The organism is Sphingobium sp. L-44 (genome assembly GCF_056859495.1).
The window spans coordinates 61817-75677 of the sequence record NZ_JBSXOQ010000060.1 but is presented as its reverse complement, the minus strand read 5'-3'; the positions used below and the strand labels follow the sequence as shown (position 1 = coordinate 75677).

At 62.6% G+C, this 13861-nt stretch carries 12 protein-coding genes, 1 tRNA gene and 1 pseudogene; 10 read left to right on the top strand and 4 right to left on the bottom strand.

Going from position 1 to position 13861, the window contains the following annotated elements:
* Positions 1 to 8 precede the first annotated feature (8 nt).
* The 8 genes from infA (at position 9) to AC13EK_RS06235 (ending at position 4373) form a co-directional block, all read left to right on the top strand.
* Positions 9 to 227, top strand: a complete 219-nt coding sequence (gene infA, locus AC13EK_RS06270; RefSeq protein WP_003049127.1) for a translation initiation factor IF-1 — start codon at positions 9 to 11, stop codon at positions 225 to 227.
* Positions 228 to 239: 12 nt separating this feature from the next.
* Positions 240 to 827, top strand: coding sequence for a Maf family protein (locus AC13EK_RS06265; RefSeq protein ID WP_069338281.1), 588 nt, complete (start codon positions 240 to 242; stop codon positions 825 to 827).
* A gap of 49 nt (positions 828 to 876) precedes the next feature.
* Positions 877 to 1866, top strand: coding sequence for a hypothetical protein (locus tag AC13EK_RS06260; protein WP_048939423.1), 990 nt, complete (start codon positions 877 to 879; stop codon positions 1864 to 1866).
* Positions 1856 to 2050, top strand: coding sequence for a DNA gyrase inhibitor YacG (locus AC13EK_RS06255; RefSeq protein WP_069338280.1), 195 nt, complete (start codon positions 1856 to 1858; stop codon positions 2048 to 2050). Before AC13EK_RS06260 ends, AC13EK_RS06255 begins: the two co-directional genes overlap by 11 nt.
* 49 nt (positions 2051 to 2099) lie before the next feature.
* A tRNA-Phe gene (locus AC13EK_RS06250) sits at positions 2100 to 2175 on the top strand.
* 174 nt (positions 2176 to 2349) lie between these two features.
* Complete coding sequence (locus tag AC13EK_RS06245) at positions 2350 to 3570, top strand: tyrosine-type recombinase/integrase (protein ID WP_069338285.1); 1221 nt, start codon at positions 2350 to 2352, stop codon at positions 3568 to 3570.
* Positions 3571 to 3643: 73 nt separating this feature from the next.
* Positions 3644 to 3967 (top strand): type II toxin-antitoxin system MqsR family toxin, encoded by a 324-nt coding sequence (locus AC13EK_RS06240; protein ID WP_069338279.1) that lies wholly within the window; start codon positions 3644 to 3646, stop codon positions 3965 to 3967.
* Positions 3960 to 4373 carry a type II TA system antitoxin MqsA family protein gene (locus AC13EK_RS06235; RefSeq protein WP_069338278.1) on the top strand — a complete coding sequence of 138 codons (414 nt, stop codon included), beginning with the start codon at positions 3960 to 3962 and terminating at the stop codon, positions 4371 to 4373. The genes AC13EK_RS06240 and AC13EK_RS06235 overlap by 8 nt, the downstream gene beginning before the upstream one ends.
* A 283-nt stretch (positions 4374 to 4656) precedes the next feature.
* Here AC13EK_RS06235 and AC13EK_RS06230 read toward each other — a convergent pair whose 3' ends face one another.
* Positions 4657 to 5127, bottom strand: a complete 471-nt coding sequence (locus AC13EK_RS06230; protein ID WP_139150085.1) for a hypothetical protein — start codon at positions 5125 to 5127, stop codon at positions 4657 to 4659.
* 65 nt (positions 5128 to 5192) lie between these two features.
* On the opposite strand from AC13EK_RS06230, the pseudogene AC13EK_RS06225 reads away from it, so the two are divergent.
* Positions 5193 to 6356, top strand: a pseudogene (locus AC13EK_RS06225) (IS3 family transposase).
* Between the two features lie 43 nt (positions 6357 to 6399).
* Here AC13EK_RS06225 and AC13EK_RS06220 read toward each other — a convergent pair.
* Positions 6400 to 7074 carry a DUF2490 domain-containing protein gene (locus AC13EK_RS06220; protein WP_069336360.1) on the bottom strand — a complete coding sequence of 225 codons (675 nt, stop codon included), beginning with the start codon at positions 7072 to 7074 and terminating at the stop codon, positions 6400 to 6402.
* 274 nt (positions 7075 to 7348) lie between these two features.
* Between AC13EK_RS06220 and AC13EK_RS06215 the strand changes: the two genes are divergently transcribed.
* The gene (locus AC13EK_RS06215) at positions 7349 to 9463 is read left to right on the top strand and encodes a TonB-dependent siderophore receptor (protein WP_069336361.1); all 2115 of its coding nucleotides are present in this window, start codon (positions 7349 to 7351) and stop codon (positions 9461 to 9463) included.
* 19 nt (positions 9464 to 9482) lie between these two features.
* Here the strand turns inward: AC13EK_RS06215 and AC13EK_RS06210 are convergent, their stop codons facing one another.
* Together AC13EK_RS06210 and AC13EK_RS06205 are read right to left on the bottom strand one after the other, a co-directional pair.
* Positions 9483 to 11474 (bottom strand): alpha/beta hydrolase family protein, encoded by a 1992-nt coding sequence (locus AC13EK_RS06210; protein ID WP_376745012.1) that lies wholly within the window; start codon positions 11472 to 11474, stop codon positions 9483 to 9485.
* Between the two features lie 54 nt (positions 11475 to 11528).
* A complete protein-coding gene (locus AC13EK_RS06205) occupies positions 11529 to 13652 on the bottom strand; it encodes a sodium-translocating pyrophosphatase (protein WP_069336362.1) in 2124 nt (707 codons plus the stop codon).
* Positions 13653 to 13861: the final 209 nt, after the last annotated feature.

The window sequence follows — 13861 nt, the reverse complement described above, 5'->3', positions numbered from 1 at the left end:
GGGATATTATGGCCAAAGAAGAACTGCTTGAAATGCGCGGACAGGTTGTGGAGCTTCTCCCCAACGCCATGTTCCGCGTGCGCCTTGAGAATGATCATGAAATTCTCGGCCACACCGCTGGCAAGATGCGTAAGAACCGCATCCGCGTGCTGGTCGGTGACGAAGTGCTGGTCGAACTGACCCCCTACGACCTGACCAAGGGTCGGATCACCTACCGCTTCAAATAAGCCGCATTTTCGATGCGACTCATTCTAGCTTCGGCTTCCCCCAGACGGCGTGACCTTCTGGGGCAGATTGGCGTGCTTCCTGATGCCGTCGATCCAGCGGACATTGACGAAACCCCGCGCAAGGCCGAACTGCCGGCCGCCTATGCTGCGCGTGTCGCCACGGAAAAGGGCGCGCTGGTCGCTGCCCGTCATCCCGGCGCGCTGATCCTGTCGGGCGATACCGTGGTGGCCGCCGGCCGCCGCATCCTGCCCAAGGCGGAAAGCGAGGCGGAGGTCCGCGCCTGCCTCGACCTGCTGTCAGGGCGCCGGCATCGCGTCTACAGCGCCATCACCTTGATCGATGCTGCCGGCGTTGCACGGCATCGCCTGTCGACCAGCATCGTTATCTTCAAGCGGCTGGAGCGTAGCGAGATCGATCGCTATATTGCCAGCGGCGAAGGGCTGGGCAAGGCGGGTGGCTATGCCATTCAGGGCCGTGCCGCGGGCCTCATTCGCAGCATTCAGGGCAGCCATAGTGCGATCATGGGCCTGCCACTTTACGAAACCCGCACGCTGCTAGAGGCAGCGGGCTATCCATTGGACCGTCGGGATTTCGAGTGAAATGGTATATTTCACGGCTCGGAAATCACGACAAATAGGTAACTGAATGATGGCCGAATGGCTCTATGAAGAAGGCATTGGCGAGGCCCGTGCCGCGCTGATCGAAAAAGGCCGTATCGTCGAGGCGCTGATCGAGCGCGAGGGTGAGGTCGCCCGTGCCGGTGCCATCCTTCAGGGGCGCCTGGTCCAGACCATCATTCCGCGCAAGCGCGGCGTCGTGCGCCTGATCTCGGGCGAGGAAGTGCTGATCGAGCCGATCCCGCCCAAGGTGGCCGAGGGCGCCAATGTGCTGGTCGAAATTTTCCGCGAGGCGATTGCCGAGGAAGGGCGGGGCAAGCGCGCCAAGGGCCGCATCGCCCAGCCCGGTTCCAAGGTCCATCCCGGCCCCAGCCTGCTGCAGCGGCTGCGCGCCACCGATGTCGCCATCCGTCCCTGTCCCGCCCATGAGGAAGATCGGCTCGAAGCCCTTGGCTGGAGCGAACTGATGGAAGAGGCGGTCAGCGGTGAAGTCGGTGCCGAGGATGCGGCGCTGCGCATCTTCCTGACCCCCGCGATGATCCTGATCGACATCGACGGCAGCCTGCCGCCGGCGCAGCTCGGCCCCAAGGGCGCGAAGCTCTCGGCCCAGGCGATCCGCCGCATGGGGCTGGCCGGCTCGATCGGCATCGACCTGCCGACCATGAACAACAAGGACGAACGCATCGTCGCGGCCGCGCAGATCGACAAATATCTGCCGCTGCCGTTCGAGCGGACGGCGGTCAACGGCTTCGGCTTCGTCCAGATCATCCGCCGCCGCGAGCGCGCCAATCTGATGGAGCTGCTGCGCGAGGATCCGGTGCTGACCGCCGCGCTGGCGCTCCTGCGCCGTGCCGAACGGCATGGTACCGGCGGCGCAGCGACGATCACCGCCGCGCCGGCGATCATCGACCTGCTGCACAAGCGCGCCGACTGGATCGAGCAGCTCGCGCGCCGTCGGGGTGGCGAGGTCACGCTGCGCGCCGATTCCGCGCTGTCGCTGGCGGCCGGCCATGTCGCCTAAGGCCGCAGCCTGCCCGGTTTGCGGCCAGCCCGCACAGCCGGAAACCCGCCCCTTCTGCGGCAAGGGATGCCGCGATCGCGACCTGCTGCAATGGCTGGGCGAGGGCTATCGCGTGCCCGGCATGCCGGGCGACGAAGCCCTGCAAAAAAATGATAATTATGGGCTGGACAGCGAGCCGGATTGACGCCTATAGGCACGCCTCCATCCGGCGGTCACCTCCGCCGAGACGCGATGCCCGGGTAGCTCAGTTGGTAGAGCATGCGATTGAAAATCGCAGTGTCGGCGGTTCGAATCCGTCCCCGGGCACCATTTGTTCTTTTTTCCCCATCCAGCAGCATCCAGCACCGTCTGAAAAATGGCGGAAAACGTGGGTTTTTCAATAGCCCATCGTCCCCCCCACGTCCCCGGGGGTGCACTATCAGCCACCCCCTGATCATGGTATTTTCATGGTATCCGGCAATTTGCCATTTCGGAGATACCATGATGGCCCTCACGGTTACGGCGATAAATGCAGCAAAATCAAAGGATAAGCCCTACAAGCTGACCGACGGCTTGGGTTGGTATCTTCTGGTCAAGGAGACGGGCGGCCGGCTCTGGCGGATGAATTATAGCTTCCTGGGAAAACAGAAGACGCTCTCCTTAGGCAGCTACCCCGAGGTATCTCTCGCTAAGGCTCGCGAGAAGAGAACGGCGGCGCGGGAAGCGCTGGCGGACGGGCAAGACCCGGCTGAAGTGCGGAAGGCCAAGGTTCGCGAGGCAAAGGCCAAATCAGAAGAAACCTTCAAGGCGATCGCCGATGAATGGCTTGCCCGCCTAGAGATCGAAGGGCGTGCGCCCAAGACGCTACAGAAGATGCGCTGGCTGCTCGACCTTGCCTATCCACTCATTGGCAACCGACCCATCGCAGACCTCACTGCACCCGAATTGCTGGAAGCCCTCCGCACGGTCGAGGTGCGCGGGCGGTATGAGACGGCAAACCGCCTTCGCAGCACCTTCGGCACGATCTTTCGCTACGCGATCGTGACCGGGCGGGCCGAGCGGGACGTGGCCGTCGATCTTCGCGGGGCTCTGATAACGCCCAAGCCGCAACACCGGGCGGCGATCTTGGAGCCCAAGGCGCTTGGCGGCCTCCTTCGCGCGGTGGATGCCCATGACGGCCAGCCCACTGTGCGAATCGCGCTGAAGATGCTGCCGCATATGTTCCCGCGCCCTGGCGAACTGCGAATGGCCGAATGGAAGGAATTCGATTTCGAGGCGGCCGTCTGGACCATACCGGCGCCGAAGACGAAGATGCGTCGCCCTCATAAGGTGCCGCTCACGCAGCAGGTCCTGGACATGCTGGCCGAACTGAAACCGATCGCCGGCGGTGGCAAATTTCTCTTTCCCAGCGTCCGCTCCGCTGAGCGGCCCATTACCGACAATACCCTGAATGCCGCGCTCCGACGGCTTGGGTTCGGGAAAGACGAGGTGACGGCTCATGGGTTCAGAGCCACCGCCAGCACACTTTTGAACGAAATGGGCAAGTGGCATCCGGACGCCATTGAGCGCCAGCTAGCCCACGTCGAATCCAATGATGTTCGCCGAGCCTATGCGCGCGGCATCCATTGGGACGAGCGCGTCAGGATGATGCGGCACTGGTCGAACTACCTTGATGGATTGCAGGTGGGCGGGAGGGTTCTGAAGGCGAATTTCAGGCGAGAGTAGATTGCTGGCTCCATGTCCGATTGATCGGATATCCCTCACCTTGCGAAATTAACCTTTAAGGTGTATATCGGCGATGGCGATCAAGCGCAGGCCGCATCATGATCTTGAGGCGGTAAAGTCGAAGTTCGCCCGAGTGGAAACGCTGGAGGCAACGCGCGCAGCTATTATGAGCGCGCGAGCCTTAGGCTATTCGCTCGACGACATCGTGGAGGCGGTTCAAGCGCTCGAAACCGGCGATTTTGTGAAGTCGGAGACGGCGCATAGTCCGCCGAACTCGAAGGTATGGCACGACACCTACAACCTGCCGTGGGATGATCGCTGGCTCTATCTGAAGTTCGCCGGCGAAACGCTGATCGATGTTGTGCTTACGTCCTTCAAGGAGGCCGACAATGACTGAAACACGCGTTCATCCCGAGACGGGCAAGACTTTGCGCCGTGATGTCCGAAAGCAAGTCGTGGCTTTCGGTTCTTTGTCGCGCGCAGTGGATGTGCCCGGCTGGTATCCTGACGATGAAAGTGATTCGATCCACAGCGGTGAAGATCTCGCCGAGTCTGACCGAGCGTTCCGCGATCTGAAGGCTGCCTATGGTGCCCACGTTCGGAGGATCAGGAAGGACAAATTGAAACTGACACAAGAGGAGGCGGGACGCCTGATCGGCGGCGGGCGCCGCGCCTTCCAAAAATATGAGAGCGGCTCCACACCGCCTAGTGATGCTGCTGTGGGCCTGATCGAATTGCTCGATCGCCACCCGGAGGAGGTGGAGTTTTTGCGTTCCATTCGTTCGACAGCGCACGCGGCCTGAAGCGTCAAAGGGGATACAGTCCGTTTAAGTCAGCAGCGAGTGCAGTGCCGATTCAGATCCGGGCTTCCACCGCCGCACGACGATTGCAGCGGCCACCAGTCGCCTGCGTCAAAACCTGCCGGATATGTTGCGCCTGACGCCGGTCTCGCTCGTCATCTACCGTTTCGGTCCCGATCCCGATCTCGACCCAGTCTCTAGGCACCTCATCCAGCCGTGGCTGGGGAATGGCTGGCAGAAGGTCGTTGCCGTTGAAGCTTCTAATCGTAGGTGCTCGCGCGCGCCTTTAGTTGGGTTCCCTATAGTCAGCGGTGACGGTGTTTGATGTCGCCGGCCTAGGCACGGTGGCGCTCGAACCAAACAGTTCGGCGAAACGCTGATCACGGTCGTCGCGTCCCTCGAGCGTGTGCCGCGCAAGATCGATCGAAATGCGTATCGAGTTTCGATTCGTCTGGATGAACTGCATCGCGTCGCGACCAAAATCGCCTGACTTCTCCCGCGCCAGCATCTCGTGGACCTGCTCACGCGTCTGGCGGAGCGACCGCAGCGCCGTATGGAGAGCGCGCAGCGACCGGAAGTCGGCGCCAACCCTTCTGTTGGCATCCTCAACCATGGCCAAGGCAAGCTCGGTGCGGTGCGCATGCCGCTCGAGTTGGTTGGCGCCGAATGAGACATTGAAGTTCAGATAGGGACTTTGGGTGTCGGCCGTCGTCCCGCCCTGCATCTCCTCGTCCACCGTTTCCAGCACGCGTCGCACGAACTCTGAGTAGCCCCTAGATTTCTGGACGCCTTGGGTCCTAATTTTGAGGACAGGAGGCGATGATGGGGAAGCCCAATTTCAGTGATGAGTTCAAGCGTGATGCGGTGGCCCAGATTACGGAGCGGGGTTATCGCGTAGCGGAGGTTTCCGAGCGGCTCGGCGTCAGCCAGCATTCGCTGTATATGTGGAAGCGCGGCAGTTCGGAAAGGCGGCGTCTGGCGATGCTGCCAAGGATGCCGAGATACGGCAATTGAAGCGCGATCTGGCCCGGATGACGGAGGAGCGCGACATCCTAAAAAAAGCCACCGCGTATTTGACCTGCGGTCACTTCGTTCCGCCAGAGATGCAAAGTGAGATACGCCTTTGTTGCCGAGCATCAGGGCCAGTTTGGCGTTCGTGCGATGTGCCGGTGCCTAGCGATCCAGCCCAGCGGTTTCTATGCTTGGCAGAAGAGCCCGTTGAGCCATCGTGCACAGGAAGATGCCCGGCAGACCGCGCTGATCCGGCAAGCCTGGAAGGACAGCGGCAAGGTCTATGGCTATCGCAAGCTGCACGATGATCTGCTCGATCAGGGCGAGACTTGCTGTCCTAATCGCGTCGCCCGCCTGACCAGCCTGGCAGGCATCAAGGCACAGATCGGTTACAAGCGACGTCCGGGCAGTTCAGGTGGAAGGCCTTCGGCCGTCGCTGCAAACACCTTGGATCGCCAGTTCGACGTGGCACAGGCCGATCGCGCCTGGGTGACGGACATCACCTATATCCGCACGATGGAAGGCTTCGCCTATCTGGCAGTCGTGCTCGACCTGTACTCACGCCGCGTGGTGGGATGGTCGATGCAAAGCCGTCAGACAACCGATGTGGTTTTGCAGGCCCTGCACATGGCGGTCTGGCGGCGCAAGCCGAAGACCCGCGTGCTCATCCATTCCGACCAGGGCTCGCAGTTCACCAGCATGGACTGGGCTGCCTTCATCAGGGCTCACAATCTGGAACACTCCATGAGCCGCCGGGGAAACTGCCATGATAATGCTGTCGCCGAGAGATTCTTCTCTTCGCTCAAGCGCGAGCGCATCCGGCGACGCACCTATAAAACACGCGAAGAGGCCCGGCAGGACGTGTTCGATTATATCGAGATGTTCTACAACCCGATCCGTAAGCATGTCAGGAACGGGATGCTGTCGCCCGTCGAGTTTGAACGACAGCAGGCTTTGATAGCTCAAGGCGTCTAGAAAACTAGGGGCTACTCAGGCTTCCCTCGACTCAATCCAGCGATCAGAAACTGAAGCTGAGCGAAAGCGAAGCGACATTGTCGTTGCTGTCATCGGCATCGGGGCGGAAGCCATGCTGGTGGAGATAGCCGATCTCGGCATTCATATTCTTCGCCAGCGGCGTGGTGATCGCGATCATGTTGCGCATCCGCTCCTCGCCCTGGACACGCTGGAAATTGGTCTTGTTGAGATCGATGAAACTCTCATGGCTGAGGATCAGCGCGGTCTTGCCGCCTTCCTTGAAGGGCATTGTCAGCTTCACATAGGGCCGCAGGCGCCAGGCGGTGCCATCAATTCCTTCACGCCAGCGCTGCTCCATGCGCATCCGCGCGCTGACCGACACCGGGCCGAGCTTGAGGATATTGTCGAACGTCACCTGTTCACGGACGCGATGTTCCATCACAGTGAAATCGCCGCCATCATATTGCGGGTCATGGGTATAGCCCGCCCAGACCGTCATCCGCTCGTTGAGCTTGTAGCCGACCAGCGTGTTGCTCTCGACCTCGTACAGGCCGTCGCGATCATTGCTGAAGCGGGCCACGATCTCCTGCTGGAGGCGCCAATGGTCGGACAGTTTCACCGTCGCGCTGGTGGTGGTCCAGAGTTGCTCATCCTCGCTGGCATGGGCGGTCGCGGGCAGCGCCATCAGGGCGAAAAGGCAGAGGGACAGGCGGCGCATCGGGCATTGCTCTCCAACAGGGGTCGCGGGCCTTTATGACGATTCGATTACATGGCCGCGTCAGTTTGATTTCCATTTTGTGGCAATGGCAGTCCGGACGATTGCTGATGTGCACATCCTCCGTCCGACATTCGGCGGACCGGAACATGTCGCGCCAAATCAGCCTGTTACATATTGCAATATAATCGCAATATCATTAGCCGGGCGACATCGAGGAGAGGCCAGAAGGAGCGAACCGGCTCCATTCTTCTTCCATTTCAACGGGATCGCCGCCTTGCCCAGCCTCCGCCTCGCGCGCCTTTGCGCCCTGCCCTTCCTGTTCGCGCCACTGCCCGTGCTGGCACAGGCGCCGCTTGATGCGGCCGCCGGCGACAGCGACATCCTGGTCACCGCCCGCGCACAGAAACTCTATCGCGTCGAGGATAGCGAGATCGGCAAGATCCCGGCCGATCCGATGGACATTCCCCAATCCGTCCAAGTCATCACCAGCGAGCTGATCCGCGACCAGGGCGCGCGCGATATCACCGACCTCTATCGCAATGTCGCCGGCGTCAGCGCCAACCAATATGCCACCGTCACCTATCGCGGCTTCCGCCAGGAGGCGATGTTCTATGACGGGCTGCGTGGCGACCCGTTCCAGGGCTTTGCCGTGCCGAACCTGTTCAGCATCGACCGGGTCGAGTTTCTGAAGGGGCCGGTCGGCATGCTTTACGGCGCCAGTTCGCCCGGCGGCATGGTCAATTATGTGACGAAGAAGCCGCAGGACAAGTTCGCCGCGTCGGTACGCGCGGTGGTCGGCAATTATGATCGCTATGGCGCGTCGGGCGAAGTGACCGGGCCGATCGACGCCAATGGCGTGGTCGCCGGGCGGGCCGGCCTGTTCTATGAAAGCTTCGACACGGTGCAGCGCTTTTCCGGCAGCCGCAGCCTGGTCGCGGACGGCGGGCTGAAGTTCAAGCTGGCGCCCGACACCAGCCTGACGGTGCAGGCGACCCGTTATGACCAGGATCTGCCCGGCAACCGGCTGCGCGGCGTGGCGATCGATGCGGACGGGAATTTCCTGGCCGACCGGAGCTGGACCCATAATGAAAAGAACGACAGACTGGACCTGAAGGGCACCGTGCTGCAGGCGCGGCTCGACAGCCGGCTGTCGGATGCGGTCAGCATCAATGCATCGGGCCGCTGGTTCCGTTATACCGAATATCAGCGCTATCATGAACCGCTGGGGCCGATCGACACCGACGGCGATGGCGTGGTCGATACCCAGCCGCGCGAATTCCGATCGCAGCATCGCACGATCGAGGGCGCGAGCCTGGCGAGCAACATGATCGCTAGGCTGGAGACCGGCGGGATCAAGCATACATTGCTGGTCGGCGCCGACTGGTATCGCGAGACCCAGGATTTCAGCGGCGTGACGATCAAGGGCGTGCCGGGCCTGTCGCTGAGCAATCCCGTCTATGGCCTGAGCAACCCGACCGAGGCGGATCTGGCCGGCCTGATCCCGGAAGTGAATGCGTCGCGCGCCCATCGCTACGGCGTCTATGCCCAGGAACAGGCCGATATCGGCGACCATGTCATCCTGGTCGGCGGCGTGCGCCATGACTGGTTCGACGACAAGGACGAGATTGGCGGCGCCTATGCCGATGGCGGTCGCTGGAGCTGGCGCGTCGGCGGCATCTACAAGCCGGTGCAGTCGGTGTCCCTTTATGGCAGCTATGCCCAGAGCTTCGAGCCACAAAGCCCCGGCAACCAGAATCCGGCGGTCGGCGGCCCCTTCGCCCCGATCGCCAGCCGCCAGTTCGAGGTCGGCGCCAAGGGCGAACTGATGCAGGGCAAATTGCAGCCGACGATCGCGCTCTATCATATCGTGCGCAACGGCATCGTGCAGGTCGATCCCGATCTGGAACCGGTCAATGGCCTGGACCAGCTGTCGCCCGTCGGTGAAGTCACCAGCAAGGGGATCGAGCTGACGCTGGCGGCCGACCTCAGCAAGAACTGGGTGCTGACCGCAAATTACGCCTATAATGACGCGCGCATCACCGACAGTGCGGAGGGCGCGACGATCGACAATGCGGTCGGCGGCCGCTTCCCCAACGCCCCGCATCATCAGGCCGGGCTATGGTCCCGCTATCAAATCCCCGCCTGGGGCACGGCGCTGGCGCTGGGCGGCCAATATGTGTCGGGCCAGATCGACCGGCGCGGCGCGCATATTTCCGGCTTCACCGTGTTCGACGGCAGCATCACCCAGGATCTGGGCTTTGCCGAGGCGATGATCCGGGTCGAGAATATCTTCGACAAGACCTATGCCGTCGCCACCTTCGATGCGCGCAAGGGCGCCTTTGTCGGCCGGCCGCGCACCGTCTTCCTGGAATTGCGGCGCGACTTCTGACGGTCGCGCCGCGCTCTGGTCAGGCGGGGTTATGCGCCTTCAGGAAGGCTTCTAGCCGCTGGAGAAATTCCAGCCGGTCGGCCTGGCGCGAGAAGAAATGGTCGGCCAGCGGCTGTTCGACATAGATATAGTCGCGGCCATCCACCTTGCCGGCGGCCTTGAGCTTTTCCGCCATCTCGCGGGACTGGCCGACCGGCACGCGCCGATCCTTCTTGCCATGCATCAGCAGGATCGGCGTCGAGAAGCCGGCGGCGTAGTTGATCGGCGATACGCTGCCGAAATCGGGTGCCTGCTCCTTCAGCCAGTCACCGCTGGCGCCGGAATTCAGGAAGCGCCGGTCATAGCGCATCATCGCGCCCAGATCCGACACGCCGGCATAGGAGACGGCGCAGCGATATTTGCCGCCATCGCGCTGGGCCGCGCGCATCGCGGCATAGCCACCATAGGAGGCGCCGACGACGCAGACCCGCTTGGCATCGGCAATGCCCTGCTTCACCGTCCAGTCGACCGCGTCATTAAGATCGTCCTGCATGGCACGGCCCCATTGCCCCTCGCCCTTGGCCGCGAACTCCGTGCCATAGCCCGACGAGCCACGATAATTGGGCTGGATCACCGCATAGCCGCGATTGGCCAGGAACTGCACCCACCAGTCCCAGGTCTCCGCGTCGCGGGCGAAGGGGCCGCCATGAGGCATGAGGATGAGCGGGAGATCCTTCGCCTCCTTGCCATAAGGCAGGGTCAGCACCGCCGCGATCTCCAGGCCATCACGCGCCTTGTAGCGGATCGTCTTGACCGGGGAGAGTTGGGGCCGGACACCCAGCGTCTCGCTGACCTTCGACAGCAGCGACATGGCGCCATAATCGGTGTCATAATAATAATAGGCCCCCGGCTGGCTGGCGGCGCCGACATGGACGATCAGTTTCTTCAAATCCTGACTGGTCGAGATGATGCGCGCGCGGCGATCACCCACGGCCTTGTCGATATCGGCCTGAATCTTCGCTAGGGTCGGGTCGAACCAGTGTACGGCTGGCGCATCGGCGGTGTAGCGCACGCCTGCCATGCCGGTGCCGGCGGCGTCGACCTCCAGCCCGCCAAGATCGAAGCCGGGCGCTTCATAGAGCTTCTTGCCCAATTCAAGCGTGCCTAGGTCCAGTTCATAGAAGGCATCGGTGCCGTCGCGATCGTCGCTGGCGATCGCCTTACCCGGATCGGCAGTGAACAGCATCGGCACGATCAGCGATTCATGGCGGCGCCGATTAGCCTTGTCGACCACGCGGAAGCTGCCGCGACCATCGGGGCGGTAGAGCAGTTTCGAGGAACGGGTCGTGTCATTATAGCCCACCCCCATGCGCACCGCGCCGGTCGCATCGGCATACCAGCTGCGCACATATTGGCGCGACGCAACGACGGTGCGCATCTTGCCGGTGCTGACGTCCACCTCGCTAACCTGCGGCCAGAAACCAAGATCATCATAATAGATGGAGGTCTGGTAGGAGAGCAGGATGCGCGGGCTGCCATCACGGGCGACCCAGATGACATCGTCGCCATTTTGCGCGGCGACGGCCTTGGCAAGGATGCTGGCCTTGGTGCCGTCCGCCTTGATGCTGGCGACGCGGCTGATCGACCAGGGCATGCCCTGCACATTGGTTTCCGCGCCGATGCCGACGATCAGCCAGTCATTATTGACCCAGCGCCACCAGTTGAGGTCATTTTCGCCCAGGCCCATGGTGCGAACATTGCCGCCTTTCACTTCGGCGATCACCAATTGCTGCACGCCCTTGATCGCGATCCGCGCGGCGACGCGCGCGCCATCAGGCGAGAGTTCGGGTGAATCCATTGCCGGCAGTTCGGCGAAGGCCTCGATCGGCCAGGTCTTGGCGACGGTCGCCGGCACCTTGCCAGCGTCGGCCTTGGTCGGATCGGTTTGCGCAGAGACAGCAGGTGCAAAAGCCGCGAGCGCGCAAGCTGCGGCGGATAGAATCGGTTTCAAACATACCCCCCAGTCAAACATGACCCCGCCCGTTGCCGGGCGGGGTCATCGTCAGTCCGGCGATTTAAAACCGGGTTAAGCGCCGTGCGCAAGCGCCGCGAGCAACAAGAGCGCCACGATATTGGTGATCTTGATCATCGGGTTGACCGCCGGGCCGGCGGTATCCTTGTAGGGGTCACCCACCGTGTCGCCGGTCACCGCGGCCTTGTGCGCCTCGCTGCCCTTGCCGCCATGATGGCCATCCTCGATATATTTCTTGGCATTGTCCCAGGCGCCGCCACCCGAGGTCATCGACAGGGCGACGAACAAGCCCGAGACGATGACGCCCAGCAGCAACGCGCCCAGCGCGGCAAAGCCGTTGGGCACGCCCGCGACCGCCGCGATGATGAAATAGACCGCGATCGGCGCCAGCACCGGCAGCAGCGACGGGATGATCATTTCCTTGATCGCGGCGCGGGTGACGAGGTCGACGGTGCGGGCATAATTGGGGCGCGACGTCCCTTCCATGATGCCCTTGTTGGTGGCGAACTGGTCACGCACGTCCTTGACCACGTCGCCGGCCGCCCGGCCGACCGCCGTCATACCCATCGCGCCGAACAGATAGGGCAGCAGCGCGCCCAGCAGCAGGCCGACGATGACATAGGGGTTGGACAGGCTGAAATCGACCGGCTCGGTAAGGCCGAGAGCCGAATTGTAGAATTTGAGATCCTCCGTATAGGCGCCGAACAGCACCAGCGCGGCCAGGCCGGCCGAGCCGATGGCATAGCCCTTGGTCACCGCCTTGGTTGTGTTGCCGACCGCGTCGAGCGCATCGGTCTTCACCCGGACGCTGTCGTCGAGATGGGCCATTTCGGCGATGCCGCCGGCATTGTCGGTGACCGGGCCATAGGCGTCGAGCGCGACCACCATGCCGGCCAGCGCCAGCATCGCGGTGGCGGCAAATGCGATGCCGATCAGGCCCGCCAGCTGATAGGCGACGATGATGCCGATCACGATCACGATCGTCGGCAGCGCGGTCGATTCCAGGCTGATGGCGAGGCCCTGAATGACATTGGTGCCATGGCCGGTTTCCGATGCCTTGGCGATCGAACGGACCGGGCGATAATTGGTGCCGGTATAATATTCGGTGATGACGACCAGCAGGCCGGTGACGGCAAGCCCCACCATCATCGACCAGAACAGCGCCATGCCGGTATAGCCGCCAACGCCATCCAGATCGGTGCCGAACGGGGTATTGAGATCACCCAGCGTATAATGGGTGACGAACCAGAGCGCCGGGATCGACAGGATCGCGGTGGTCCAGAAGCCCTTGTAGAGCGCGCCCATGATCGACTGGCTGGCGCCGAGGCGGACCATATAGGTGCCGATGATCGAGGTGATGATGCACACCCCGCCGACAATCAGCGGCAAGGCCATCAAGCGCATCAGGAAGGCGTTGTCGACGCCGGTTACCAGCAATGCGGTCAGCACCATGGTGGCGCCGACGGTAACGACATAGGTTTCGAACAGGTCGGCCGCCATGCCGGCACAGTCGCCGACATTGTCGCCGACATTGTCCGCAATCACCGCCGGGTTGCGCGGGTCATCCTCCGGGATGCCGGCCTCCACCTTGCCGACCAGATCAGCGCCGACATCGGCCGCCTTGGTGAAGATGCCGCCGCCCAGTCGCGCGAAAATCGAAATGAGGCTGGCGCCGAAGGCCAGCGCGACCAGGCTGTCGATCACCAGACGGTCATCGGGGGCATGGCCGGCCGGGCCGGTCAGATACCAGAAGAAGACACTGATCGCGAGCAAGGCAAGGCCCGCCACCAGCATGCCGGTGATCGCGCCGGCCCGGAAGGCGACGGTGAGGCCGCTCTGCAACGTGCCGCGCGACGCCTCTGCCGTACGCACATTGGCGCGGACCGAGATGTTCATGCCGATGAAGCCGGCCGCGCCCGACAGGATCGCGCCGATCAGGAAGCCGATGGCAGAGGTTATCCCCAAAAAGAGGAAGACAAGAACGGCGACGACGATGCCGACCACCGCAATGGTGGTATATTGGCGGCCGAGATAGGCCTTCGCCCCCTCCTGGATCGCCCCCGCAATCGCCTGCATGGTTTCATTGCCCGCCGGTGCGGCGAGCACCTGGCGACTGGTGAAAAGCCCGTAGAGCACGGCCAGCAGGCCGCACCCTATGGCGATATGGACTATCTGCATGCTTGTTCCTCTCCCCCTATTGTTGCTGTCATCGATCGCTCCGCAGGGAATGACGGGCGGGCGAAGGGCACAACAGCGGGCGGCCGGACGGAGAAACGCCGGCATCGGGCACCGCGTCAATCAGCAACAGGACGATGCGCATCGGGCGCTCCAACCGGCTGAGAATAGGGTGATAGGAAGCTACAGGTCAGGCGGCGCGCGTCAAGCCG

Coding starts and splice junctions, on each gene's coding strand:
- infA (WP_003049127.1), top strand. CDS start 9: ATGGCCAAAGAAGAACTGCTTGAAATGCGCGGACAGGTTGTGGAGCTT.
- AC13EK_RS06265 (WP_069338281.1), top strand. CDS start 240: ATGCGACTCATTCTAGCTTCGGCTTCCCCCAGACGGCGTGACCTTCTG.
- AC13EK_RS06260 (WP_048939423.1), top strand. CDS start 877: ATGGCCGAATGGCTCTATGAAGAAGGCATTGGCGAGGCCCGTGCCGCG.
- AC13EK_RS06255 (WP_069338280.1), top strand. CDS start 1,856: ATGTCGCCTAAGGCCGCAGCCTGCCCGGTTTGCGGCCAGCCCGCACAG.
- AC13EK_RS06245 (WP_069338285.1), top strand. CDS start 2,350: ATGGCCCTCACGGTTACGGCGATAAATGCAGCAAAATCAAAGGATAAG.
- AC13EK_RS06240 (WP_069338279.1), top strand. CDS start 3,644: ATGGCGATCAAGCGCAGGCCGCATCATGATCTTGAGGCGGTAAAGTCG.
- AC13EK_RS06235 (WP_069338278.1), top strand. CDS start 3,960: ATGACTGAAACACGCGTTCATCCCGAGACGGGCAAGACTTTGCGCCGT.
- AC13EK_RS06220 (WP_069336360.1), bottom strand. CDS start 7,074: ATGCGCCGCCTGTCCCTCTGCCTTTTCGCCCTGATGGCGCTGCCCGCG.
- AC13EK_RS06210 (WP_376745012.1), bottom strand. CDS start 11,474: ATGTTTGACTGGGGGGTATGTTTGAAACCGATTCTATCCGCCGCAGCT.
- AC13EK_RS06205 (WP_069336362.1), bottom strand. CDS start 13,652: ATGCAGATAGTCCATATCGCCATAGGGTGCGGCCTGCTGGCCGTGCTC.